Source organism: Caminibacter pacificus, from assembly GCF_003752135.1.
Classification (GTDB): Bacteria; Campylobacterota; Campylobacteria; order Campylobacterales; family Nautiliaceae; genus Caminibacter; species Caminibacter pacificus.
The window spans coordinates 287616-313375 of sequence record NZ_RJVK01000001.1 but is presented as its reverse complement, the minus strand read 5'-3'; the positions used below and the strand labels follow the sequence as shown (position 1 = coordinate 313375).

The window sequence follows — 25760 nt, the reverse complement described above, 5'->3', positions numbered from 1 at the left end:
CTTTATTTAACGTCGTCTTCGTCTTTAATCTCTTTTTTAGGTTTCATTGTCGGGAATAAAATCACATCTTTAATAGAATGTGAGTTTGTCAAAAGCATCACAAGTCTGTCGATTCCTATACCTTCACCTGCTGTCGGAGGCATTCCATATTGAAGTGCACGGATATAGTCGTAATCCATATCCATACCCTCTTCATCACCTTTGGCTTTAGCCTCAAGCTGAGCTTTAAATCTTTCGTATTGATCAAGAGGATCGTTTAGCTCGTTAAATCCGTTTGCTATTTCGCGCCCGGCGATAAACAATTCTAATCTCTCTGCAAATTCAGGATTTTCGTCACTTCTTCTTGCAAGAGGTGAAATTTCAATAGGAAATTCAGTTACGAACGTAGGATTGATAAGTTTTGATTCTACGAACTCGTCAAATAGTTCCGCCCAAAGTTTGCCTTTTGAATCGATATGCTCTTCTATTTCAACTCCGGCGTCTTTTAGATATTTTTTCATAGCTTCCACATCTTCAAGTATATCTTCAGGTACTCCGCCGATTTTAACGAGCGCATCTTTATAAGTGATTGTTTTCCAATCGTCAAAATCTATTTCCATATCTCCGTATTGAAGTTTTTTCGGAAGATTCAATTTTTCAAACAGATAATCAAACAGCTCGCGTGTAAGTTTCATCAAATCTTCCATAGTATGATACGCCCAATAAAACTCGATCATTGTAAATTCAGGATTGTGAGTGTGGTCGATTCCTTCGTTTCTGAAGTTTCTGTTTAGCTCGAATACCGCTTCGAATCCGCCTACAATAAGTCTTTTTAAGAAAAGTTCAGGCGCAATTCTTAGATTCATATCGATATCAAGAGCGTTATGGTGAGTCATAAAAGGTCTTGCGTTCGCTCCGCCTACAACCGTATGAAGCATAGGAGTTTCAACTTCCAAAAATCCTTTTTTCAAGAAAAATTCTCTTACCAAACTAACGATTTGACTTCTTAATTTGAATCTATCTCTCGTCTCTTTATTCATAATCATATCAAGATATCTTTGGCGATATTTCGTTTCGATATCTTGAAGTCCGTGGAATTTTTCAGGTAGAGGATGAATCGCTTTTGTTAAGATTCTCACATCATCCGCGTGAATACTAAGCTCTCCGGTTTTCGTTACAAAAGGATACCCGGTAACTTCTACGATATCACCCACTTCCAATGTTTTTTTAAGAAGATTAAATTTATCTCCCAAGTCGTTTTTGCTCATATATGCCTGTAAAATACCGCTTTCGTCTTCAAATTTAAAAAACGCGGCTTTACCCATAAGTCTCAAAAACTTAACTCTTCCGGTAACCGTAAACTTACGATTTTCGTCTCTTTTGTTTTCGAGCTCGAAAACGTCTTTGTTTTTTTCTAAAAATTCAGCGATTTTAGTATCTCTTTTTGCATTATGCCCGTACGGGTTGATTCCCGCTTCTTTTAATTTTTCGGCTTTCGCCATTCTTTGTTTTACGTATTCATTTGAAAACATCAATCTCCTTTTAGGATTACTTTATTGGAATTTTAACATTTTTAGAGACTTTTTCTAAATCTTGAGGGCTAATATTTATAATCTTTTCTCCCACTTTTAAAAGCACGGGATAAACAAGACTTTTTTGAGTATATTCATGCATTTTTTCGCGTACGAATTTCACTTGATATAAAAGCGCGATTATCACCGCTATCAAAACGAAAAATTTAGCTCCCGAAAAAACAAATCCCAAGATTCTATCAAACACGCCAAGAGCACTTAATTTTAAGATTTTAGCAAGCAAAAATCCAACAAATACGGCAAACAACCAAAAACCGACGAATACTGCGATAAAACCTACCAAATCTATTGCTGATTTGTTCGGAATAGCAAAAAGGTTTTGATTAATATAAACTCCCACTTGATGATAAAACTTGCTTGCCAAAATAAGCCCGCCGACAATTCCGACAAGTCCAGCTATTTCTTTTATAAAACCGTTAAAAAAACCTTTAATCGCCAGAATAAGCGTAATACCGATAATTACCGCATCAAAAATACTCATTATTCTCCTTACAAAATTTTATAGCCGTTTTTTTCCACCTTCGCTTTATATAGCGCCTCATCGGCTCTTTTTATCATTGACTCGATTGTGTCACCGGCTCTGTGTTGAGTGATTCCGGCAGATATCGTAATTTTAATATAATTTTCTTTATATTTTAAGGTTGTGCGGTAAATTTTGTAAATAATTCTCTCAATACTTTTTTCGGCGTTTTCAAGAGTTGAACGATTAAATACGATTATAAATTCATCACCCCCGTATCTGTAGATTTTGTCACTTTTTCTAATTAAACTTTTCATCGTATCGGCAAGCTTGATTAAAACGAAATCTCCCACCAAATGTCCGTATTTATCGTTTACCATTTTGAAATTATCTATATCTACGATAGCTATCACCAAATCAAGGTTTCTATCTTTTCCTTTTTCTAAAATTTCACCTAAGTCTTTTTCGAGCGCTTTTCTGTTATATACTTTTGTCAAAGGGTCAATCAAAAGCTCTTTATAAGCTTTATCAAGCTCGCTTTGAAGTTCTTGAATTCTCTCTTCCATTTGATTAACTTTTTCTATCAAGTTGGCGGAAAATTTAATAACCATCTCTTTTATTTCATCAGCATCGGCAACGTTTACTTCGTCTATTATCTCTCTTGAATCGTTTTTTATATCTTTGGTATGAATAGATATTTCACTGATAGTTTCCGAAGTTTTCGCAAGTATTATCTCATCAAGAGTCGGAGCTATACACAAAAGTTTAGGATTTAGTTGATTAAGTATTCCTTTTTCGTTTGCAATCGCATTAAAAACGTCCCTGTAATATAAAGGATAAGGCGGTTTTTTAGCCTTTTCCAAGTCTTGCATAGTTTTATTTGCTATTTCTTTAATCAATTCTTCCATAACTTTCCCTTTTTTGCTATTATAGTTACTAAATTATCGGATATTAAGGAGAAAAATTGAGGCTTTCTAAAAAAGATGCAATAAATTTAATTGAAAACAAAGATTTAAGAACGCTCGGAGAAATGGCTCTTGCGAAAAAAAGAGAACTTCACCCTAAAAAAATCACAACTTTTATAGTAGATAGAAACATAAACTATACCAATATATGCTGGGTGGATTGTAAATTCTGCGCTTTTTACAGACACAAAAAAGACAAAGACGCTTATATTCTTAGTTTCGAAGAAATAGACAAAAAAATAGACGAACTGCTTGAAATCGGAGGTACTCAGATTCTTTTTCAAGGGGGCGTTCATCCGAATTTGAAAATAGACTATTACGAAAATCTTGTAGAGCATATCCATAAAAAATATCCTCAAATTACAATTCACGGATTCAGTGCACCGGAAATCGATTATATAGCAAAAGTATCGAAAATTTCGATAAAAGAAGTACTTGAGAGATTACAAGAAAAAGGTCTAAGCTCAATCCCCGGAGCCGGAGCCGAAATACTTAGTGATAGAGTAAGAGACATTATCGCTCCTAAAAAAATAGACTCCAAAAGATGGATAGAAATACATAAAACAGCACACGAAATAGGAATGAAAACGACAGCTACTATGATGTTCGGAACTGTAGAGACGGTTGAAGAAGTTGTGGAGCATTGGAATATGATTAGAGAGCTTCAAGACCAAACCGGAGGATTTAGAGCTTTTATAATGTGGTCTTTTCAGCCGTATAACACTCAGCTTATGAAAGAAGGAATAGTAACCCATAAAACTTCTTCGAACAGATATTTAAGATATTTGGCCGTAGCAAGGCTATTTCTTGATAATTTCAAAAATATTCAAAGCTCATGGGTAACACAAGGCAGCTACATAGGACAAATGGCTCTTCTTTACGGTGCAAACGATTTGGGCTCTACGATGATGGAAGAAAACGTAGTCAGAAGTGCCGGCGCACAAAACAGAATGAATCAAGAAGAGATGATAAGATTAATCAAAGACGTAGGAGAAATTCCGGCTAAAAGAAATACGGCTTATGAGATATTGGAAATTTTCGATTAAAACTCTATATTTTTATAAAGTTTTAAAAACTTCCACTCTTTTCTCGCCTCTTTAACTTTTTCTTTTTTTATATCACTTATAGCCATCTCTTCGCTTGAACCGAGCATATTAACACACTCTCCCTCAGGGTCTATCACAAAAGAGTTACCGTAAAACTCCCAATCTTCAAAAGTTCCGACTCTATTGACCCTTACAACATACATATTATTCATAAAAGCCCTGCTTTTAAGCATTTCAAACCATCTTTTGTGCGAACCGAACGTCCCGACGCTCGGAATCAAAATACAATCGACTTTTTTATCCCTAAAATATTCCCAAAAATCATCAAAATGACTTTCAAATCCGAACATCACACCGAATCTTATATTTCCTACACTAAAAACCATAGGCTTGTTTTCTTTTTTTGAAAAAAACTTATCTTCGTTCCAATGAGAATAAGGCATAAAAACTTGCGAGTAATAATATCTGACGCTATTTTTATAAAATTTTCCTATTACTTTATACACATTATCGCCTTTTACCATTATCAAAGGCGCGATTATCGTCATATCATACACTTCGCTTAATTTTTTTAATAATTTAACCTGATGAGAAGTCTGTTTTTTTATAAATCCTAAAGGCATTTTTTCAAGCTCTTTAAAAAACCTGTTTAACACATACTCGGGCAATACGAAAATTTTAGCCTTTTCTTTTCTTGCTTGTGAAAGAAAATAGTTGATTTTCGCCTTATCAAGAGGCAAAGAGTCCGATTGCATTATTGCGATATTCATTTTATCTCTTGAAATTGAAGTTTGGCTTCTTCTATCATTTTAGTCGCTTCTTCTAAAAGCTTGATACCCTTTTTGTATGTCTCCATTGCTTCATGAAGCGTAATTTCAGGGTCGTTTAATTTTTCAAGAAGTTTTTTAGCTTCTTCAAGTTTTTTTTCAAAATCTTGCATCAAGTTCTCCTTTTAAAATATCGCTGATTAAAAAGTCGAATTTATCAACTTCGACCAAAAAACTATCATGCCCGTAATCGCTATCAATTTCATAATATTGGCATTTACCGCCCACTTTATCCATATATTTTTTGATATCTCTCATCTCCTGAGGAAAGAATAACGTATCTCCGGAAAAAGAGATTAAATAGAGGTTATCTTTTATTTGCGAAAAAGCATCATCAAGCGAATTAAAGCCTCTGCTTATATCAAAAAGAGAAATTGCCTTTAAAAGATAAATATAACTCAAAGGATCAAACCACTTAGGAAAATTAGCACCGTTGTATTCAAGATAAGATTCAACCTGAAATCTACCGAATAGCTCGAACATTCCGTCAGTTTTTACATATTCTCTTCCGAATTTTTTCTCAAAAGTGGCCGGTGAAATATAATTCAGATATCCGATCATTCTTGCCGCGGCAAGGCCTTTTAGACCCTTTTCTTTAATAATATCGGGGTCGTAATTCCCGTTTTTAAATTCGCTATCGGCTCTAACGGCTTCCATCATCGCTTTATTTATAGCGATAACATAAGGTTTCGTCTGATACGTTGTGGCGATAGGAATTACGTATTTTGCAAAGCCCGGATAATCAACCGCAAGCCTTAAAGCCTGCATTCCTCCCATACTTCCGCCTACTACGGCAAGAAGATTTTTGATTCCCAAAGAGTCCAAAAGAATTTTTTGAGCTTTTACCATATCTTTTATGGTAATTACCGGGAATTTAAGTCTGTACCTTTCATTGCTTCCGGGATAAATCGGACTCATAGGACCGGTTGAACCGAAACAACTACCGATTACGTTCGTAGCGATTACGAAATATTTGGTGGTATCTATAGCTTTCCCATCTCCAATCAAAGCATCCCACCAGCCCGGTTTCCTATCTCCTTCGTAAAAACCAGCCGCGTGATGAGAGCCGGATAATGCATGAGTGATTAATATTACGTTGCTTTTGTCTTCGTTTAGCTCTCCGTACGTCTCATAAATAATCTGCCACGGCTCTAAAATACGTCCGCTTTCCAAATATAAAGGCTTGGTAAATTTTGCAATATGTGTAGAGATTTTCATTTTTGCCTTTTTTTAACTGAAATTTTATCATAAACTAAGCTCAATAGGCTCACAAAAATAAAATCCTTGATATTCGTCAATTCCAAGATAGCTTAAAATTAAAAATTTTTCCTCGTCACTTACAAATTCCGCAACCGTTTTTATATTGAAATTTTTTGCGAATTCTACGATTAACTCTACGATTTTACGATATTTTTCGTTATTTAAGTTTTTGATAATCGAAGCGTCGATTTTTATAATGTCCGGATTCAAATCCAAAATATTTACAAAGTTACTATATCCGCTTCCGAAATCGTCAATCGCTATTTGAGCGTTGTATGATTTTACTTTTACGATAAACTCTTTTACCATATCGAAATTTTTGATACTCTCGCTCTCAAGCACTTCAAAAACAATATTCTCTCCTCCTTGTTTTTCAAGAAGAGAAAAGATAAGCTCGTTAATTTCTCTATTTACGATATCTTCGAAAGAGAGATTAATAGATACCGGAACGTCTATTTTTTTTGAGTCTTCAAACACTTTTTCAATCATTATTTTTGAAAAATCGTGATAGATATTCGCTTCTTTTATCAAATCCATAAATGCAAAAGGAGAGATTATTTTGCCATCGACCTCAACTCTCATCAAAGCTTCGTATTTACAGATTTTTCCGTCTTTATCGACAATACATTGATAATAAGGAAAAACTTTTTTCTCTTTTAAAGCATGATGAAGAGATTGGATTTTATTAAATTTCTCTTTTTGGCTTTTTTCTATTTTTTCGTCGTAAAGAAGATATTTGAGTTTGTTTTTTTTAGCCATTTTCATTGCCATTTCGGCAGTTTGAAAGAGTCTTTCTTTTATATTACTTCCGCCTATTTCGTAATTTATATCGATATTGTTGTATTCAAAAGACATATTAAGTACGTTTTTTAATTCAAAACCGTTTATTTGATGCGGATATCCTATCGCAAATTCGTCACTACCCACTCTATAAAAATATTTATAAGCTCTGAATTTTTCTTTTACTTTTTTCAAAATTTCGTTTCCGAATTCAAATCCGTAAATCTCATTTATAGTAGAAAAATTATCGATATCGAAAACTATCAAACCTTTAAATTTTTCCATATCTTCAAAAAGCTTATTTCTATTGGGCAGATGAGTTAGTTCATCATAATAATATTGATTTTTAAGTTTGGAAATAAGCCCTTCATATTCTTTAATCAAATCGCTTTTCGTTCTGTTTATAAAAGGAACGAAGAAAAACATAAAAATTATAAAAACCAAAATATAAATCACAATCGATAATATGAAAAAGTTTTTAAACTGCCTAACTACATAATCGATTTTATTTTTTAATTCCTGTTTTATTTGAGATTCGTATATTCCTTTTAGAATAGAAAGATTATATTCGTGCAAAAGTGAATAATAAGAGACTTTTTTTTCAACTTTTCCGGTTTTAGGATTTTCGAAATAATAACTTACAAAACAGCTCTTTCCTTTTTTCAGACAATTAAAATATTCCTCTCTAAAATAGTTGCCTTTAACATCGGGTTTATTTACAGATAAAATCATCCCCTCTTTGCTTTTTAAATTAGGCGGCATATAAAAAAGATATCCGAAATTTCCGTTCTTATCAGGAGTAAAAGTCAATATTTTTCCAAGAGCGATGTAGCTTGGGTTGTTTTTGTTTATCTTATCAAGATAGGAAATTATTTTTTCCAGCACGAAAGAATCAATAATCTTTTTATTAATCCCGGCAAGATAAACTTTTTTTCCTAAATTGGTAAAATAAACCAAATATTCACACTCTCCGTGTTTTAAAATAACGAATTTATTATTTTCAATTACATAATTAAATTTGACGTTTTGGGGAATCTCACCTGCAATAATATCGTCTCCGTCAAGTTTTAACGTATGAAGATCGGTATGTTTTATAAGATATTTCAAAAACTCCGCCAAATCATCTTGAGTTCTTTCGTAAATACTTATTTTAAACAAAGAAAATGTCTGTTTGAAATCTTTTACGCTCTTTTTTAAATATCTTTTTTCAAGATTAATAACTTTTTCTTGGGTTAATTTTAGCTCTTTGTCGATATTATCTTCAAAAGCGAAATACAAAAAAATAAAAAAGGCTACCGATATCGTAAAAACTATAACAATCGGCAGGTAAGAGAGTAAAAGTATGTTTTTTTTCAATCAAGTCCTTTCTTTATATCGGTTATTAAATCTTCTATATCTTCAATTCCGACACTAAGCCTAATAAGACCTTCTGGTACTCCGGCGGCTTTTAGCTCTTCTTGACTTAATTGTTGATGAGTCGTACTTGCCGGATGCGTTACAAGAGACTTACTGTCAGCTATATTCGTCACTAATGAAAAAATCTTTAGTTTTTTTACGAAATTTTTCGCCTCTTCGTAACTATCGAGCTCAAAGCTTAATATTCCTCCTCCGAATTTCAGATATTTTTTTGCAAATTCGTAATTTTCGTCACCTTCCAAAAACGGATAATTAACTTTTTTTACTTTCGGATGTTTTTGTAAAAATTTCGCAATTTCCAAAGCGTTTTGAGAGTGAGCTTTTATTCTTAAATGTAGAGTCTCAAGTCCGTTTATTAAAAGCCAGGAGTTAAAAGGAGATATTACCGCTCCGTAGTCTCTAAGAAGTGCGAGTCTCGCTCTTGCAATAAAAGGATTTTCGAATTTTTGTGTATAAACAAGCCCGTGATAGCTCTCGTCCGGTTCGTTAAATTGAGGATATCTTTTTGATTTCAGTTTTTCTTTTAAATGCTTAGCTTCCACTAAACACCCCGCAATCGCACTTCCGTTTCCGACAATATATTTACTCGCACTATGTACGACTACATCCACGCCAAGCTCGATAGGCTTAACGCCATAAGGTGTAGCCATTGTATTATCACATATCGTAACAACACCTTTTTCATTCGCTATTTTTACTATTCCTTCGAAATCAGGCACCGTTAAAGCCGGATTTGCAATGCTTTCAAATAGTATCAGTTTAGTCTTTTCATCTATCAGCTCTATTAATTCCTCCGGTTTTTGAGGGTCAAAATATTTTGCGCTTACTCCGAATTGTTTTAGCGTTTGAGTCGATAGAGTGATACTTCCTCCGTATAGTTTTTGAGAAATGATTATATTGTCCCCCGCTCTTACAAGATTGGAAATAGAATAAAATATAGCCCCCATACCGCTTGCAACGGCCAAAGCGTCTATTCCTCTCTCAAGTGCCGATATTCTTCTTTCAAAAACTCTCGTAGTGGGATTTCCGATTCTTGTGTAGATATTTCCCTCTTCTTCCAAAGCAAAAAGTCTTGCCGCATGGTCGGTATCTTGATATTCGTATGCCGTAGTCATATAGATAGGAACATTCATAGTTTTTTGGGCGTCTTTTTCGTAGCCGTAGTGAAGAGCGATAGTAGCGTCTTTCATTTGTTTATCCTTTTATGATAAAATCTATCCAAATTATATCAAAAGGAGATGAATGAATACTCCAAAAGACGAAGTTTTTAATAAGCCAATTAGCAAACAATTCGAATTTGACGAGGAAGTTGCCAGTGTTTTTGACGATATGCTTAATAGAAGTGTTCCTTTTTACAAGGAAAATCTGAATCTTCAAATAGATATTTTAAAAAATTTCTTAGATAAAAACGACAAAATTGTAGATTTAGGAAGCTCTACAGGGACGTTTTTAATCGAGCTTGCCAAAAAAACTGATAAAAAACTATCCCTAATAGGAATAGACAACTCTCCTGCTATGATAAAAAGAGCGACTCATAAAGCAAAAGCGTTCGGTGTGAAGGTAAATTTTGTAGAAGCGGATTTTTTGGAATATGATTTTTCAAATTCCAAAGCGATAGTGGCAAATTATACCGTTCAGTTCGTAAGACCTCTAAAAAGAGAAAAACTTATAAAAAAAATTTACGATTCTTTGGTAAATGAGGGAATTTTTTTAATGAGCGAAAAGCTTATTACCGAAAACAAAAAACTAAATAAAATTATGATCGATTTATATTACGACTACAAGAAAAAAATGGGATACAGCGAATACGAAATAGCGCAAAAAAGAGAAGCTCTTGAGAACGTTCTCATTCCTTATACGATGAACGAAAACATAGAAATGCTAAAAAATGCGGGCTTTAAAGATATCGAAGTTATTTTTAGGTGGAATAATTTCGCGACTTTTATAGCTTTTAAGCGTTAAAGTCGATACTTATACTTCCTAATACTTCAAATTTGGCGTTAGGGTCTATTTCGGCATGGGACAACACTACTATCTCAACGCCGAATCTCTCCAAAATCTCAGCAAGCGGTTTTCTTATGAGCGGGTCTACGATTAACACCACAGGCGCAACGCCTTTATTTACGAGTTCGTTTACGGCGTTATTGACCTCTTCTACGAGCTTATTCATCTCCGCTACGGTTAGCATAAACTGCTTTTGTTCGCCTTGCTGTTGAAGTTTTGAAATCAAATACTGCTCCGTCCCGGCATCAAACGTTACAAGTTTAAGAGTTCCGTCTTCACTTTCGTATAGTTTTGTAATAACACGACTAAGCGCGCTTCTTACATGCTCTACTATAACGTCGATATTTTTAGTGTATTCCGCCACATCCGCTATAGTTTCTAAAATAGTTATCATATCTTTAATCGGGATTTTTTCATGAAGAAGTGATTTCAAAACTCTTTGAATAAGCCCGATATTCGCAACTTTTAAAGCATCATCCACAATTGCAGGGAAATCTTTTTTGACTCTGTCAAGAAGAGCTTGGACGTCTTGACGAGTAAGAAGCTCTTCAGCGTATTTTTTGATTATTTCGCTTAAATGAGTAACTATTACGGTAGAAGGATCGACAACGGTATATCCGTTCATAAGAGCTTCTTCTTTTTTATCTTCGTCAATCCAAAGAGCCTCTATTCCGAATGCCGGCTCTTTTACTTTTATTCCCTCTATCTCTTCTACGACCATAGGCGTTGACATTGCAAGATATTTATCCGGATAAATTTCTCCTTTTGCAACTTCTACGCCTTTTAATAAAATCATATATTCCGTCGGTTTGATATTCAGATTGTCTTTTATTCTAATTTGCGGCACCAAAAATCCGAAATCGGCGGCTATTTTTTTACGCATAGCTTTTATTCTGTCAAGCAAATCCCCTCCTTGATTCGGGTCGGCTATTTTAATAAGCTGATATCCGATATCAAGCTCAATAAGCTCGACTTTTAAGATATCTTCAAGGACTTTTTCCTCTTCTTTGGCTTCTTCTTCAGGAGATTTTTTAGGTTTTTCCTCTTTTGATTCTTTTTGTTCTTTTTTGCTCTCTTTTTTCGGAGGAGGTTTTTTTCTGAATTTCGCTATCAAGCTTTCAATAGGGTCGACACCTTTTTGAGTCTCCATCATCAAATATCCGGCGATCAAAAACACCCCGCCCACAAATAAAAGACTTCCGGTAGGAAATCCGGGAATAAACGCCATAAATACAAGTATCACACCGACTATTATGACGACTTTATAATCTCTCATAAGCTGTTTGATAACGCCCTCTGCGAAATTGCTCTCATCTTTTGTCGCACGAGTAATAATAATACCTGTAGCTGTCGATACCATAAGAGCGGGAATTTGTCCTACAAGTCCGTCACCGACTGTTAGAATCGTATACGTAGAAGCCGCCTGAGCCAAATCCATTCCATGTTGGAAAATACCTATCAAAAATCCGGCTATAATATTTACTACAGTAATAATAATTCCGGCAATAGCGTCACCTTTTACGAATTTACTCGCCCCATCCATAGCCCCGTAAAAATTCGCCTCTTTTATAAGCTCTTCACGACGTCTTTTTGCTTCTTGTTCGTCTATCAAACCGGCATTTAGGTCGGCATCTATCGCCATTTGCTTACCAGGCAAAGCATCAAGAGTAAATCTTGCCGCAACTTCCGCAACCCTCGTAGAACCTTGAGTAATAACCATAAAGTTAATGACAACCAAAATAATAAAAATTATTATCCCGATTACATAATTTCCACCTACAACAAACTCCCCAAATGCCGAAATAATTTTACTAACGGCATCGGGACCTTCATATCCTTTGCTTAAAATCATTCTCGTAGTAGCGACGTTAAGCGAAAGTCTATAAAGCGTAACAATCAAAATAATGGTAGGAAAGGTCGTAAAATCCGTAGGCTTTGGAATATATAAAGATAAAAGCAAAATCAAAACCGCAACGGCTAAAGAGATAGTAAGAAAAAAGTCCAAAAGCCCGCTTGGCAGCGGTACGATAATAATCAGTAGTATTGCAAATACGAATAATACTACGCCTATATCAGTTATTTCATTAAAAAATCTTAATGCGTTTTTGACTTTATTTACCAGATTTCATCCTTATAACGTCTTCTAAAGTATATTTATCTAAAATTTTCGATATTTCGCCTTCAAGTTTTGCAAAAAAAGGCCACAACGAACAAACTCCGCCTCTGTCTCTCGTACAATCGTTTATATTTTTAGAACAATAAAAAACAAGAGACTCTTTATCTTCCATAGCACTAAATACATCCGTAATTTTAATATCTTTAGGCTCTTTTGCCAATACGAATCCTCCGTGAATTCCTTTAAACGACTTAACAAACCCTTTTTTTGAGAGAGTTTGAAGAAGTTTAGCTAAAAACGGCTTGGGAAGCTCCGTGAGTTCAGATAGTTTCGTAACATCGACCGGTTTATCGAATTTCGATAATTCGACAAGCGCTTGTAAAGTATATGCGGTAGATTTCGTAAATATCATATGAGTCCTTTTTAGGAAATTATACAAAAATAATCTTATTTTATAAAATTATTTCCATAATTACGCTGTTTTTATCCACTCTGTAATTACACTCACTGCAAAAATACTGCTGCATAATCAAACGAGTATAATAAAGTTCGTTATTAAGTACGTTTTCGAAATTATCGATTAAATTTTTCGAAAAATGTTTAAAACGGATATGAATCTCGATTTTGTCTTCTTTGAATTCGAAAATGATTTTTTCAATTTCGTTTTGAAATTTTGACATATTATACAAAAAGTCCAAAATCACTTGTTGAAATTTATTTTTATATCCGAATATATAAATATTTTCGCCTTTTATTTCTACAAGTCCCTCATTTAAAACGTCTTTTAAGCTGTAAACAACCTCTTTTGTCGCTTCTTTGAGGTCGAATTCAAGTACCGAGCTGTCGTTAAAATATTTTTCTATCATAGTGAGCTTATTTAAAATATATGTAGCTTCTTCTTTTGTTTCCTCTTTTTCCAAAAGCTTATGAAGTTTTTCTTTAATTTTTCTTGAAACCATCAAAAACATCTCACCTATTGCGGACACTTTTGTTTGATGAAGAAGTAATTTTTCTTTTTCTTTCAGTTCGCTTAACGCACTAAAAATCTTCTCTTCAAGCTCTTTATTCATTTTCGATATTTTTTCGTTATATTTTTTAAGCTGTATATTTTTCAAAATCAAAATCACAATCATCATCAAAACGGCAAAAAATATAATAATACTTCCGATTATCCACTCTTTGTACATTTCATAAAAAGTGCGAGGTTTATTGACATATATTGCGTTTTTATATCCTAAAGCATACGCATCGATACCGAATTTTTTAAGATTGAGGACGTTTAGGTACATTTTATTTGCTTTTTCGAACGTAAAACCTATCTTTTGCATAGGCGTACCGGATAGATATTCAAGCACTTTTTTACCCGCTTCTTTTCCTTGAGTTAAAGCATCGGTGGCTTTTCCGCCCACTACGTTGGAATTCGGCACGTTTGCCAAAAGATCGGTATGAATAATAATCGGATGAGGAAAAACTTGAGATATCAAAACTATTGCGTATTTATAGCTTATATGACTATCTTCCAAAGAAAAACTAAAAGGTGTCAGCAATAACATAGCCGAATTTTTCGGTGCTTTTTTTATCGTCTCAAGGATATTTTCCAAATTTTTTTCATTTAAATATATTAAAGTCGGAGATTTTATATTTTTAAACGCGTTTTTGTACTCTTTCATAACGGCTTTTGCGGAGTTCGAATTATCGGCAACCACATATACGGTTTTTAGATTCGGTACGATTTTTTTTGCAAAATTAAGATTCACAAGAGGCTCTTTTTTCTCAAATACGCCGGCATAAACGTTTTTTGGCAGCGTATCGGCGAGTTTTAGGTTGTTTACACCGGCAAAAAAGACCTTTGCGTTTGAAAAAATCGGTTCGTTTTTATATTTTCTAACGAAATTCAAAGCATTATCATCAGTGGTGATTACGATATCGAAGTTTATATTTTTATATTTGTCTTTTAAATAATAGTAGTAATTTAACATCCTCATAGGTGTCGGCTGAAAATATTTCGTATCCATAAATTCTATAAAAATTTTTAAATTTTGCTTATTATTGATTTTTTCCAAAATACCTTCAAGCTCACCCTTAGTCCAAGGAAGTTTTATGGAGTAGGAATTGATAATCAAAATGTTTTTTGCAAACAAAAACACCGCCAAAAACAGCAAAAACAGAATTCTCACTTATCCCCTTTCGATTAATACTGCAAAATTTTATCATAAATTTGCATTTTCTCTAAAATAAAGATATACTTTCATTTCAAAACGTTTATTAAAACGAAATTTACCAATCAGGAGGCTACTATGGCTTTGGATTCGGCGAAAAAAAGAGAAATTATCGCTAAATTCGGAAATAACGAAAATGATACTGGAAGTCCAGCGGTTCAAATCGCGCTTTTGACTGAAAGAATCAACGAGATTAACGAACACTTACAAAAACACAAACATGACCATTCAAGCAGACTTGGTCTTCTTAAACTTGTAGGTCAAAGAAAAAGACTTATGAGATACCTAAAGAAAAAAGATCACGATAAATATCTAAAAGTTATCGCTGAGCTTAACCTAAGAGACAGAGTTTAATCTCTTTCTCTTACTTATTTAACGCTTTTCTTTCCATCTTATCAAGCCTGTCTTTATATTCAATATTCGCCGCAATTACTTTTCCGTGAAAAATATCAAAGATTTTTTTATCTCTATTTTTATGATTCAATAATTTTTCAAAAAATTCAAAAGATTTTTTTTCATCATTTTTGATTTTAAAGTTTTGTACAAATAATTCTATCGCGGTTATTAAATCGGCTTTTGAAGATTTCGGATTTTTTGCAATTTTTAACAAATCATCAATAGTAAGCTCTTTTTTGCTCGGAGTTTTCATAGTTTTTTTTGGTTTATTAAAAATTTTTGCCGCAACAAATATCAAAATTACACTAATTAAACTAAAAGCGCCTAAATAGATTAAAAAAGCAAGAGGAGTTGAAGGGAAAAGGTCCTCTATTTTATCTATGAGCCACAATTATTTAAGTCTTTCAAGTACTGATTTTTCATGCGCCGTTAAGCCTTCTGTATGCGCTAATACGGCACACTCTTTGCCCATCTCTTCAATAGCTTGTTTGCTAAATGAAATAATCGAACTTTTTTTCATAAACACTTCGACGTTCAAAGGCGAATAAAATTTAGCCGTACCGCCTGTCGGAAGAGTGTGGTTTGGTCCCGCTATATAATCTCCTATAGGCTCAGGCGTATATTCTCCTAAGAAAATAGCACCCGCGTGTTTGATTTTCGGTAACAATTCAAACGGATTTTTAGTCATAATCTCAAGATGTTCCGGTGCTATTTTATTCATAAGCTCTATTGCTTCGTCTATATCGTTGGTTACGATAATAGCGCCTCTTTCTTCGATTGATTTTCTTGCAATCTCTTCTCTTTCTAAGTTTTTTAGGAATTTTTCAACCTCAATAGCCGTCATATCGGCAACTTCTTTACTATCGGTAATCAAAATCGAACTTGCCATTTCATCGTGCTCGGCTTGAGAGAGCAAATCGATAGCCAGATAGTTAGGCCTTGCGCTTTCATCGGCGATTATTCCTATTTCGCTCGGTCCTGCTATCATATCGATATTTACATCTCCATAAACCAATTTTTTAGCAGTCGCTACGAAAATATTTCCAGGACCCGTAATTACGTCAACTTTAGGAATGGTTTCGGTCCCGTAAGCCATAGCCGCAATAGCGCTTGCCCCTCCGACTTTATATGTTTTAGGGCATCCGCAAATATAAAGAGCTCCGAGTAGAAGCTCGTTGGGTTTGTTTTCGATAACCGGAGTCGTTACTACAATCTCTTCCACTCCGGCGACAATTGCCGGAATTACGTTCATTAAAAGAGAGCTCGGATAAAAAGCCTTACCTCCCGGTACATACACACCCGCTTTATCCACAGGTGTTACTTTTTGTCCTAAAATAGTTCCGTTTTTTTCAAAATCGAGCCATGATTTAGGAAGTTGTTTTTCATGATAAGCTTTTATTCTATCAAATGCCAAATGAAGGGCTTTTTTTAGTTCGTCACTCAAGTTTTCATACGCTTTTTTCATCTCATCTTTACCAATTTCCAAATCATTATCGCTTTTAGGCTCCCATCTATCAAACTTAGCTATATGTCTAAAAAGCGCTTTGTTTCCTTCTTCTTTCACTTCGTTAATAATACCTTTTACGATACCTTCAACGTTTTCGATATCCATTTTCCCACGAGCCAAAATCTCTTCAAACTCTTTTTTAAATCCGGGATTATTAACATCAAGTATTTTCATACTCTGCCTTTATTCTTTTTATAAAATAATATCAAAAATAATACCCCAAAGATACTTTAAGATACTTTTGTTTAGTGGAAGTCAAAAACTCGGTTGTAAATATAAAATTATTTTTAAAGTCATAACTTCCGCCTATTAGTAAAGAATTTATATTTTGAGTATAGTTTCTGATGCCCGTCATATATGCCGTCAGATAATCTATAAAAAAATCTTTTTGAGAAACTTTAAGATACAAAAATTTATTATTATCCCATTTTTTATACCACTCGCAAGTTATCGTATAATCATAATCGCTTGCGTATTTTGCACCTAAGAGATAGGAGTTGTTTTTATCGCTGTCAAATGCGTATTCCCCGTGAATTTCAAGCTCCGTCATTAAATTAAAAGAAAAATCACCACCGAATCTGTCGGCATAAGTATTGCTTTTTTCAAACATAAAATCGATATCGACGTCTTTATATAGCATATAAAGTTTTCCTCCGAAATTTTGGGATTTTTTTAGGTCTGAATTTAATGTGTCGGTTACGGGCATATAAATTAAATCAATTGAGTAATTTTTAATATCGGAATTTAAAGAACTAATAGTTTTTAAATGCAATAAATCGTATCCTTGTTTTAAATCCTCAGGATATAAGGGATTTTTTTCTCTTGTAAAAAAATTCACAGCACTATATGCATATCCCTTACCCCATTTTAAAAGCTCTTTTCCTATAGTAATGTTTTTATTAACATCGCCGTATTTTACGTATCCTTCGTTTAAAACGCCGAAAGTTTGAATATCTTTTTCGTCATTTATATAATATCCGCTCCAATTAAACTTAAAATACCAAAGATTCTTTTTATAATCACCCTCAAAATTAAGCTCAGTTTTTATTTTTTTATATTTGTCTTTATCATCGATATAATAAGCTTCGGGTTTAACATATCCTTTGTAAGAATACGGCTTATCAACATCTCCCAAATCAAAAGAAGTGTCGATATTGTCTAAATCACCGGCAAACATAAAAACCGGCAATAAAAACAAAATTTTCCATTTTAAATTTTTCATCTTAATTCTCCATTTTCCATTAAATTACTTTCTAATCTCATTAAGATGAGGCATAAATTCAAGCGTAAAATATTCGTCTTTAAGCTCTCTCGGTTTGATTTTCGCCCAAATCATTATACTTTTATAACCTTTTTGAAGCGGTGAAGTCGTTTGCATAACGGCAGGTCTTACTATTCCGTTTCCAAAATCTGTAATTTTTCCGTATTCAATCGTTTTTATTAATATCCCGCCCGCATAACAATCAAGCCTAATTGGCAATTTTCTTTTTAAATCTATTTTCATAACTATTTTTTCATATGTAACATCTTCGTTTTTTGCTTTTAGATAAAGCGTATCGCCTTCTTGTTTTTCGATATCGTATTCAACGGCATAATCGACTCTTAAAATATCGCTGTTATTGAAAACGCCCCCTGTTACGCTTTGAGCCGATGCAACTCTTAGAGGCTTAGCAATACCCGGAATATAAAGCCACATATTATCTCCAAGTCTTAAAAGCGATCTTCCGTTGTCAGTTGCAGGCTTTAAAAAGAGGTTTGCGATTTTGTCTTTGTCTTTTTTTATCATCCACATAAGAAATTCTTTACGACTTCCGTCGGGTTCGATGTTTATAAGTTTCTTGTAAGCCTCAAAGCTTGAAGGGTTTAGATTTTTATCAATCTCTTCAAGAATATTCGATGCTAACAAAAACACCGGAATAAGTACTGCTAATAATAATTTTTTCATTTTTTCTCCTTAAGATTAAATTCAATATAATATTGGAAGACAAATATTATGAAACAACTGCAAATTTCAATGAAAAAAAAGCGTTAAAAAAAGTACACCCAAAGCGAAGCGGTCTGTACTTTTTAGCTTTTTTGAAATGTCCGAAATTTGCATTATTGTTGAATATATTTAGTCTGTAAATAAACACGACTTTTCTGTCTTCCAATTTATATATTTTGCATTGTCCATTCTCCATTCTCAATTCTCCATTTTGCATTATCCATTTTCCATTGTCTATTATCCATTTTCCATTGTCCATAAAATTAACTCCTAAGTGCTTCAATCGGTTTTAAGCTCGCAGCCTTAAACGCCGGATAAAGACTCGCTATTATCGCAATAATCACAACCATAGCTCCCACACTTAGCACGCTTTTATAATCGATATGAGGCACCAAAAGTAAGTTGCTTTGACGACCGAAGTTATAATGGATATCACCGATTAAATAGACAAAAGCAACACTTGCCGCCACTCCTATAATAAATCCGAATATCCCAAGAAGCAATCCTTCATTTACAAACATCGATACTATAAAACTTTTAGAAGTACCCATAGCTTTCATAGTCCCTATCTGTTTTATTCTCTCAAAAACACTCATTATCATAACGTTAAGAATGGAAACAAGTACAATTGAAATCAAAATTATTTCAATACTGAAAGTCATAATATCAAGCATTTTTATGATATTCGCAAATGGTGAGAGTTTTATCCACGTATGCACTTCAAGTTTCGGTTTTTGAATAGTTTTTGTAAAACCGATAAGCTCTTTATTTACTCTCTCAAGCAATTCAGGATTTTTTAGTTTTATAACTATTTCATTAATTTCCGGTTTTTTGATTCTAAGAAGTTTTCGTGCGTCTTTTATGTTTATATACCCGTCTCTACCTCCGGGACCCGAAATAATTCCCACAATTCCACTGATTTTAAAAGTTTTTGCGTTCATACTTCCGTTTTTATTGGTAGCTACAAGCACTACGACGTCACCTTTTTTTAATTTAAGCCCTTTTGCTATAAGCTCAGGAATTACTATTTCCCCTTCTTTTGGAAGATGACCGTTTAAGCGCTCTTTAAGCAGAGGCAGGGTTTTTGCTTCCATTTCAGGGTCGATTCCGTTAAGTCTTATATTCGTAGAATCGGTATAATTACTAATCATTCCTCCGAATTTAAGGCTTTTGCTGTATGAATAAATCTCCGGCATCGAATTTAGCTTTTCTTCTATTTTTTTGACTGTTTTTGGAGGCAAATTTTTATCAAGAGGCAGTGAATCGAGACTTGAAACGTAGCCTTTTTTGTGAATTTGAAGTTCACCCATTACGCTGTCCGTAATCTGAGCTATCATAGAGTTTTTAAAACTCTCCGCGTATGTGATATATAGAACCACAAACACGACGCCAATTGCTATGAGTGAACCGGTTAAAAACGTTCTTCTTCCCATTCTGATGAGGTTACGAAACGCAATTTTAAAACTTTCCATTTTATTTCCTTTCGTCTTTTATAATTTTTCCGTCCTGCAAATATAAAACCCTGTCAACCTCATCAATCAAATGGGTATCGTGAGTGGAGAAAATAAATGTCGTATTAAATTCTCTTTGCATCTTCCTCATAAGCTCTATCACCTTATGACTCGTCACACTATCCAGATTTGCCGTAGGCTCATCAGCAAGTACTATAAGAGGGTCGCTAACAAGAGCTCTGGCGACCGCTACTCTTTGCTTTTGACCGCCTGAGAGCTGGTCGGGGAATTTATTTATCTGATCACTCATGCCGATATCTTCCAAAAGCGCTTTTACCTTTTCATCGTCTTTTCTTTTATGTATGACTTTCAAAGGAAAATTTACGTTTTCAAAAACGCTGAAAACTTCAATAAGGTTAAAATCCTGAAAAATATACCCCAAATGATCGGCTCTAAATTTTGTAAGTTCTTTTTCATCTCTATTCGTAATATCGACTCCCGCTACTTCCACATTGCCGCTATCAGCCTTGTCGAGTGCTCCGATAATATTTAAAATAGTGGTTTTGCCGCTACCGCTCGGTCCTATAAGAGCTACAAATTCGCCTTTTTGGATATACAAATCAAGACCTTCTAAAACCTTTACTTCGATTTCTCCCGATTTATAAGATTTGTGAACGTTTGTGAGCTTAACCATATCTGCTCCTTTTTTTTCATTATAAACCTTTAACCTAAACCGAAACTAAACATATGATAAAATTATGAAAAAAAGGTTTTGAATGAAAATTTTACTTTTAGAAGATGATTTCACGTTAGCGGATACATTAAAAGAAGTTTTGGAATCGGAGGGTTTTGAAGTAGATATCGCAAACAACGCACAAGAAGCATACGAAAAAACATATAACGAAAAATATGACCTTTATATTTTCGATATCAATTTACCCGATGAAAACGGAATAGAAGTCCTAAAAAACCTAAGAGACGCGGATGACGAAACTCCTACTATTTATATTACGGCTCTTACCGACTTAAATACGATGTCAAAAGCGTTTGATGCGGGAGCTGATGATTTTATAAAAAAACCTTTCGAACCTGAAGAATTACTTATCAGACTAAAAGCGAAGTTAAAACCGCACCACGACATCATAAAAATAAACGACATCGAATACGACCCGCAAACAAAAGAGGTAAAAAAGAACGGGAAAATCATCTCTTTAGGATTCGTATTAAAAGACATTTTCCACGAGCTAATTACAAATAAAAACAAAGTCGTTCCAAAAGATAGACTTTTAGAGCTTACAAACGCCCATAGCGACGCAACTTTAAGGGTTAATATCACAAAATTAAAAAACAAATTGGGAATAGATATCAAAAACATAAGAGGTGAAGGATATACTATTGAATTATGAAAAAAAGTTTTTAATTTCAAGCTTTTTAATTATCTTTTCAATTCTTTTCGCTTTTATTTTATATATAAACTACAACAGCTATAACCTGCAAGTCGGTTTTTTAAACAACAAAACGAAAAAAGAGCTTATTATCTGCTCTTATAAAATGAACTGCCCGAAAACCGATATAAACTTCATACCCAAAAACAAAAAACCAAAACCCGAAATATTAAAACTCAAAGAAGACAAAAACAGTTTTTTTATGATTTTTGACGTACCTTATCTAAAAAAGTATTATCTAAAACTTTCAATCTCAAAAATAGAATATCTAAATGCCTTAAAAAAAATCAAAGAAAACATTTTCAGACAATTTATTGTCGAATTTACTTTTATACTTATATTTTCATTAATTCTAACGTATATTTTATATAAGCCCCTAAAAGAAGCGTACAAAATAAACGAAACATTCATAAAAGACATACTTCACGACCTAAATACACCTCTAACATCTTTAAAATTAAATATTTATCTTCTAAAAAAAGAGATAGGTGAAAATCAAAGAATCAAAAAATTAGAACAAAATATAAAAGCCATCCTAAATTACCAAGAAAATTTAAAAAATTTCCTCTCAAACAATCCCAACCAAGTCGAAACATTCAATATAAAAGATTTAATCGACGAAAAATTGTCGTTTTATTCGATAAATTACCCTCATATCAAACATACCAACAGTGCCGATTGTGAAATAACAATAAACAAAAACGCTTTTAATTCAGTAATCGAAAACATAATAAGTAACGCTTTTAAATACAACAAAAAAGGCGGAGAGATAAAAGTATATATGAAAGACAAAAAACTCATTATCGAAGATACGGGAATTGGCATAAAAAATCCTCAAAAAGTTTTTAATCGTTTTTATAAAGAAAACGAAAGAGGTATCGGAATAGGAATGAATATAGTAAAAAAACTTTGCGACGAATTAAAAATAGATATAAAAATCGAATCCGAAAAAAACAGAGGCACAAAAGTTATTTTGGATTTAAGTCGTTATTGTTAATACTTCGTAAACACTAAATTAACGAAATGTTTGCACTTTTCTTCTATACTTTCAACAACGAAAAAACAAAAAAAGGAGTGACTATGAAAAGATTAGCACTATCACTATTAAGTTTAAGTATAATTACAACAGGGGCATTCGCCTTAACAGCTCAAGATGTTGAAAAAGAGATTCAAAAAATTGAAAATCTTCCTTTACAAGAGAGAGTTCAAAAAATGAACGAACTTAAAGAACAAATAAGACAACTAAACGAGCAAGAAAGAGAAAAAATTATCCAAGAACTTGCCGAAAAACAACAAATGATGCAAGAAAAAATGGAAGAAAAAAAAGCTAAAATGCAAAACAGACATCAAGAGATGAAACAAGAAAGAGAACATGTAGAACACGAAATGGAACACGTAGAACATGAAATGGATAATGATGTAGAACGTCCGGATATGGATCACGACATCGAACATCCTGACGTACCTGATCATCCTGATGTAGACACAGATACTGATAAAGACACTGATATCGATAAATAAGGATTTCAACCATGAAAAAGTTAATATTAACGGGGCTTATTGCCCTATCTTGTTTTGCACAAACCGTAGATAGCGACCTTGACGGAGTACCTGATAATATTGACTTATGCCCTAACACTCCGTTTTTACAAACGGTAAATAAATACGGATGCTCGAAGCAACAATTAAAAAAACTCAACAAAATCAACTACTATTTTAATTTCGGATATGAAAAAGACGGATATAAAGACTATAAAGATTCGAATATTTTCTTTACGTCAATTTCGGCAAAAAAAGACAAACTAAAAGCAAAATTATATTTTTCAGTAAAAGATGACGGATACAGCGACGGATATAAATCAAACGACCTGATTTTAGCAGGATATTATTATCTAAATAATGTCAAAAACAGCAATATCAATTTGAAATTAGGCGCAAAAATTTACCTGCCTACGTATTTTAACGACAAAACCGATTATGCGCTTTATATAAAAGGTACGTATTATTACAAAAACTACAGCTTTTCTCTTAGTGAAAAACACAAAATTTACGGAGAAAGCGGAACAAACGCAAAAGACACTATTACGGCAAGCGTCGGTACTACATATAAAAAACTATTTATTTCACCATATGCATATGTTGAAAATTCCGCTTACGATTCGGGTGATTGGAGCAAATATTTAGGTATGAGCGTTTATTATCCGATAAACAAAAAATTAGGCGTTTTAGTGGATTACTCTTTTGATATCGAAGAATCGGCAAACTATACGCTTATAGGAAGCTTAGGATATAGCTTCTAAGCTTCTTTTTGTTACAATTACGCCAAAAAAGGCATTTGATGAACCTCTCTTTGATAGCTTTAAGCTTCGTTTTGGTTTTAATTCCCTCAATCATAACCTACAAACTGAATATCGGAATTGAAAAAGAGATACTAAAAAACTCCATAAGAGCCCTACTTCAATTAACGGCCTTAGGTTTTATACTCGGATTTTTATTTAAAATTACAAACCCTTTATATTATATTCCGGTTGTTTTGTTTATGCTTTTATATTCTGCATATATCGCTAAAAAACGTACCGAATATTCATACAAAGCGGCATTTTTATCTCTAACGCTTGCCACTACCATTATTCTAACCATTCTCATATCTTTAAAAATCATATCATTAAAACCTAACGAATTCATTCCGATTGCGGGAATGATAATCGGAAACGCTCTAAATACCTATACTTTGACAATCGAGAGATTAAAAAGAGAAATAGAACTTCAAAGAGAGCTTATCGAAGCCTTTATCGCAATAGGAGCAAGATACAGCGACGCTCTTAAAATTATGCAGCGCCAGGCTATAAAAGCCGCTTTAATACCTGTAAATAATATGCTTCAAACGATAGGAGTCGTAGCGATTCCGGGGATTACGACCGGAATGCTGCTTGCGGGAGCAAGCCCGCTAAAAGCGGTAACTTATCAGATAGTTATTATTTATATGCTTGTGAGTATCAATCTTTTCAGCTCGCTATTCGGAAGCTTTTTTTATATACGCGAAAAAGGTGCGTATTAGTCTAAATTGTATACGTTTTTGATATGTAAAGCTTCATCGAATTCATAAACTCTCGGAACACCCGTTGCGATTTCGAATTTCGGAATATCCTCGTCGCTGATTCCGTCAAGCTCTTTTACCATACCTCTGATAGTATTTCCGTGAGCCGTAATAAGTACGTCTTTTCCTTCTACAAGTAAAGGAGCCACTCTTTCGTGAAACGCCGCCATAGCTCTTATTTGGTTATCTTTTAAACTCTCAGTACTTGGTAAAAGCTCTACCGGAAAGTTTTTATATTTCGGATCGAATCTCGGATGTCTCGGATCGTCTTCACTTAGCGGTGGAGGCGGTACGTCGTAGCTTCTTCTATAAAGCAAGAATTTTTCCTCACCTACTTCCGCTTTTACTTCGTCTTTATTAAGCCCCGTAAGAGCTCCGTAAAATCTTTCGTTGAATCTCCAATCTTTAAGATGATCAATCCATAACAAATCAAGCTCTTCTAAAATAATAATTCCAGTTTTTATCGCTCTTTTTAAATAACTTGAAAAACAAATATCAAAAGCAAATCCCGCTTCTTTAAGCTTTTGACCCGCTTTTTTCGCTTCTTCGATTCCCTCAGGTGCCAAATCGACATCAACCCAACCCGTGAATCTGTTTTGTTTGTTCCATTCGCTTTTTCCGTGTCTAACAAGAACAAGTTTTGCCATTACATCCCCTTTAAAAAATTAATTGTGAAATTTTATCAAATTTTTCATCCCCGCTCTATTTTTCCACTCTACAAGCTTAATAATCGCCAAATCGATATCGAAATTTTTCGTAATCATAGGAAAAATCACCTCCCCGTCAACCGCAATAAAAAAGTTGTCGTGAAAATCTTTATAATCTTTTCTTTGCACGATTAGATATGTAAGGTCGTTATCAAGGGTTCTCGGAATGTTTTTATTGATACAAACGCCTATTTGCTCTCTCATAAAAGTATTTAACGCTTTCATATAATTTAAAACCAAATCCTCCCAGCTTAGCTCTTCTCCTTGAGAATTGAAAAAACGAATCTCATCCATTCTCCATTGTCCATTCTCCATTTTCAATTCTCCATTCTCCATTTTATCCACCCACACTCCAACGTCATAACCGCCGAGTCTTCTTTTGAACTCCTCAAAATCTTCCTCGATATCGGCATATGCAAAAGTATAATTTGATAAAATTTTAAAATCTATATCATCTCTTAGGTATTTTTTATAATCCATTCAAAAACCTTTTTTGATGAAATTATACA

28 protein-coding genes are annotated in these 25760 nt (G+C 33.7%); 8 read left to right on the top strand and 20 right to left on the bottom strand.

Annotated elements, in window-relative coordinates; genetic code table 11:
• Positions 1-2 precede the first annotated feature (2 nt).
• Genes lysS through EDC58_RS01640 form a run of 3 tightly spaced genes read right to left on the bottom strand, consistent with a single transcriptional unit; the run spans position 3 to position 2939 of the window.
• Complete coding sequence (gene lysS, locus EDC58_RS01650) at positions 3-1511, bottom strand: lysine--tRNA ligase (protein ID WP_123351763.1); 1509 nt, start codon at positions 1509-1511, stop codon at positions 3-5.
• A 16-nt stretch (positions 1512-1527) separates the two neighbouring features.
• Positions 1528-2052, bottom strand: a complete 525-nt coding sequence (locus tag EDC58_RS01645; RefSeq protein WP_123351762.1) for a CvpA family protein — start codon at positions 2050-2052, stop codon at positions 1528-1530.
• An 8-nt stretch (positions 2053-2060) separates the two neighbouring features.
• A complete protein-coding gene (locus EDC58_RS01640) occupies positions 2061-2939 on the bottom strand; it encodes a GGDEF domain-containing protein (protein WP_123351761.1) in 879 nt (292 codons plus the stop codon).
• A gap of 56 nt (positions 2940-2995) precedes the next feature.
• Here EDC58_RS01640 and EDC58_RS01635 point away from each other — a divergent pair, with 56 nt between their 5' ends.
• On the top strand, positions 2996-4042 hold the full coding sequence (locus EDC58_RS01635; protein ID WP_123351760.1) for a dehypoxanthine futalosine cyclase: 1047 nt from the start codon (positions 2996-2998) through the stop codon (positions 4040-4042).
• On the opposite strand, the gene EDC58_RS01630 is transcribed toward EDC58_RS01635, so the two are convergent.
• From EDC58_RS01630 to EDC58_RS01610, 5 genes are read right to left on the bottom strand one after another with little or no spacing between them, the layout of a single operon-like run.
• Positions 4039-4812, bottom strand: coding sequence for a carbon-nitrogen hydrolase family protein (locus tag EDC58_RS01630; RefSeq protein ID WP_123351759.1), 774 nt, complete (start codon positions 4810-4812; stop codon positions 4039-4041). The two genes, EDC58_RS01635 and EDC58_RS01630, sit on opposite strands and share 4 nt — an antisense overlap.
• On the bottom strand, positions 4809-4982 hold the full coding sequence (gene xseB / locus EDC58_RS01625) for an exodeoxyribonuclease VII small subunit (RefSeq protein ID WP_123351758.1): 174 nt from the start codon (positions 4980-4982) through the stop codon (positions 4809-4811). Before xseB ends, EDC58_RS01630 begins: the two co-directional genes overlap by 4 nt.
• The gene (gene metX / locus EDC58_RS01620) at positions 4969-6087 is read right to left on the bottom strand and encodes a homoserine O-acetyltransferase MetX (RefSeq protein WP_123351757.1); all 1119 of its coding nucleotides are present in this window, start codon (positions 6085-6087) and stop codon (positions 4969-4971) included. The genes xseB and metX overlap by 14 nt, the downstream gene beginning before the upstream one ends.
• Positions 6088-6114: 27 nt before the next feature.
• Positions 6115-8265, bottom strand: a complete 2151-nt coding sequence (locus tag EDC58_RS01615) for an EAL domain-containing protein (protein ID WP_123351756.1) — start codon at positions 8263-8265, stop codon at positions 6115-6117.
• Positions 8262-9515 (bottom strand): O-acetylhomoserine aminocarboxypropyltransferase/cysteine synthase family protein, encoded by a 1254-nt coding sequence (locus EDC58_RS01610; RefSeq protein WP_123351755.1) that lies wholly within the window; start codon positions 9513-9515, stop codon positions 8262-8264. The genes EDC58_RS01615 and EDC58_RS01610 overlap by 4 nt, the downstream gene beginning before the upstream one ends.
• A 52-nt stretch (positions 9516-9567) precedes the next feature.
• Between EDC58_RS01610 and cmoA the strand changes: the two genes are divergently transcribed.
• The gene (cmoA, locus tag EDC58_RS01605; RefSeq protein ID WP_123351754.1) at positions 9568-10287 is read left to right on the top strand and encodes a carboxy-S-adenosyl-L-methionine synthase CmoA; all 720 of its coding nucleotides are present in this window, start codon (positions 9568-9570) and stop codon (positions 10285-10287) included.
• Here cmoA and flhA read toward each other — a convergent pair.
• Genes flhA through EDC58_RS01590 form a run of 3 tightly spaced genes read right to left on the bottom strand, consistent with a single transcriptional unit; the run spans position 10277 to position 14622 of the window.
• Positions 10277-12451 (bottom strand): flagellar biosynthesis protein FlhA, encoded by a 2175-nt coding sequence (gene flhA / locus EDC58_RS01600; RefSeq protein ID WP_338025534.1) that lies wholly within the window; start codon positions 12449-12451, stop codon positions 10277-10279. The genes cmoA and flhA overlap by 11 nt on opposite strands.
• Complete coding sequence (locus tag EDC58_RS01595; protein ID WP_123351752.1) at positions 12441-12857, bottom strand: Rrf2 family transcriptional regulator; 417 nt, start codon at positions 12855-12857, stop codon at positions 12441-12443. The genes flhA and EDC58_RS01595 overlap by 11 nt, the downstream gene beginning before the upstream one ends.
• Positions 12858-12897: 40 nt before the next feature.
• Positions 12898-14622, bottom strand: a complete 1725-nt coding sequence (locus EDC58_RS01590; RefSeq protein WP_123351751.1) for an ABC transporter substrate-binding protein — start codon at positions 14620-14622, stop codon at positions 12898-12900.
• A gap of 120 nt (positions 14623-14742) precedes the next feature.
• Between EDC58_RS01590 and rpsO the strand changes: the two genes are divergently transcribed.
• Positions 14743-15018, top strand: a complete 276-nt coding sequence (rpsO, locus tag EDC58_RS01585; RefSeq protein WP_123351750.1) for a 30S ribosomal protein S15 — start codon at positions 14743-14745, stop codon at positions 15016-15018.
• Positions 15019-15028: 10 nt separating this feature from the next.
• On the opposite strand, the gene EDC58_RS01580 is transcribed toward rpsO, so the two are convergent.
• Genes EDC58_RS01580 through EDC58_RS01550 form a run of 7 tightly spaced genes read right to left on the bottom strand, consistent with a single transcriptional unit; the run spans position 15029 to position 20696 of the window.
• On the bottom strand, positions 15029-15451 hold the full coding sequence (locus EDC58_RS01580; protein WP_123351749.1) for a hypothetical protein: 423 nt from the start codon (positions 15449-15451) through the stop codon (positions 15029-15031).
• Positions 15452-16741 carry a histidinol dehydrogenase gene (gene hisD, locus EDC58_RS01575; protein ID WP_123351748.1) on the bottom strand — a complete coding sequence of 430 codons (1290 nt, stop codon included), beginning with the start codon at positions 16739-16741 and terminating at the stop codon, positions 15452-15454.
• Between the two features lie 31 nt (positions 16742-16772).
• On the bottom strand, positions 16773-17789 hold the full coding sequence (locus tag EDC58_RS01570; RefSeq protein WP_123351747.1) for a hypothetical protein: 1017 nt from the start codon (positions 17787-17789) through the stop codon (positions 16773-16775).
• Positions 17790-17813: 24 nt separating this feature from the next.
• Positions 17814-18512 carry an outer membrane lipoprotein-sorting protein gene (locus EDC58_RS01565; RefSeq protein ID WP_123351746.1) on the bottom strand — a complete coding sequence of 233 codons (699 nt, stop codon included), beginning with the start codon at positions 18510-18512 and terminating at the stop codon, positions 17814-17816.
• A 46-nt stretch (positions 18513-18558) separates the two neighbouring features.
• Positions 18559-18810, bottom strand: a complete 252-nt coding sequence (locus EDC58_RS01560; protein ID WP_123351745.1) for a hypothetical protein — start codon at positions 18808-18810, stop codon at positions 18559-18561.
• A 4-nt stretch (positions 18811-18814) separates the two neighbouring features.
• A complete protein-coding gene (locus tag EDC58_RS01555; protein ID WP_123351744.1) occupies positions 18815-20023 on the bottom strand; it encodes an ABC transporter permease in 1209 nt (402 codons plus the stop codon).
• 1 nt (position 20024) lies between these two features.
• Positions 20025-20696 (bottom strand): ABC transporter ATP-binding protein, encoded by a 672-nt coding sequence (locus EDC58_RS01550; protein ID WP_123351743.1) that lies wholly within the window; start codon positions 20694-20696, stop codon positions 20025-20027.
• An 82-nt stretch (positions 20697-20778) separates the two neighbouring features.
• Here EDC58_RS01550 and EDC58_RS01545 point away from each other — a divergent pair, with 82 nt between their 5' ends.
• The 5 genes from EDC58_RS01545 to EDC58_RS01525 all read left to right on the top strand — a co-directional run bounded on the left by EDC58_RS01545 (position 20779) and on the right by EDC58_RS01525 (position 24505).
• Positions 20779-21408, top strand: a complete 630-nt coding sequence (locus tag EDC58_RS01545) for a response regulator transcription factor (RefSeq protein WP_123351742.1) — start codon at positions 20779-20781, stop codon at positions 21406-21408.
• Complete coding sequence (locus tag EDC58_RS01540; protein ID WP_123351741.1) at positions 21398-22444, top strand: sensor histidine kinase; 1047 nt, start codon at positions 21398-21400, stop codon at positions 22442-22444. The genes EDC58_RS01545 and EDC58_RS01540 overlap by 11 nt, the downstream gene beginning before the upstream one ends.
• A gap of 83 nt (positions 22445-22527) precedes the next feature.
• On the top strand, positions 22528-22968 hold the full coding sequence (locus tag EDC58_RS01535) for a hypothetical protein (RefSeq protein WP_123351740.1): 441 nt from the start codon (positions 22528-22530) through the stop codon (positions 22966-22968).
• A gap of 11 nt (positions 22969-22979) precedes the next feature.
• Positions 22980-23747 (top strand): hypothetical protein, encoded by a 768-nt coding sequence (locus EDC58_RS01530; RefSeq protein WP_123351739.1) that lies wholly within the window; start codon positions 22980-22982, stop codon positions 23745-23747.
• A 38-nt stretch (positions 23748-23785) separates the two neighbouring features.
• Entirely contained in the window at positions 23786-24505 is a 720-nt protein-coding gene (locus tag EDC58_RS01525) for an ABC transporter permease (RefSeq protein ID WP_123351738.1), read from the top strand.
• On the opposite strand, the gene gpmA is transcribed toward EDC58_RS01525, so the two are convergent.
• Entirely contained in the window at positions 24502-25191 is a 690-nt protein-coding gene (gene gpmA / locus EDC58_RS01520) for a 2,3-diphosphoglycerate-dependent phosphoglycerate mutase (protein ID WP_123351737.1), read from the bottom strand. The genes EDC58_RS01525 and gpmA overlap by 4 nt on opposite strands.
• An 18-nt stretch (positions 25192-25209) precedes the next feature.
• Positions 25210-25731, bottom strand: a complete 522-nt coding sequence (locus EDC58_RS01515; RefSeq protein WP_123351736.1) for a stationary phase survival protein SurE — start codon at positions 25729-25731, stop codon at positions 25210-25212.
• Between the last annotated feature and the right edge of the window lie 29 nt (positions 25732-25760).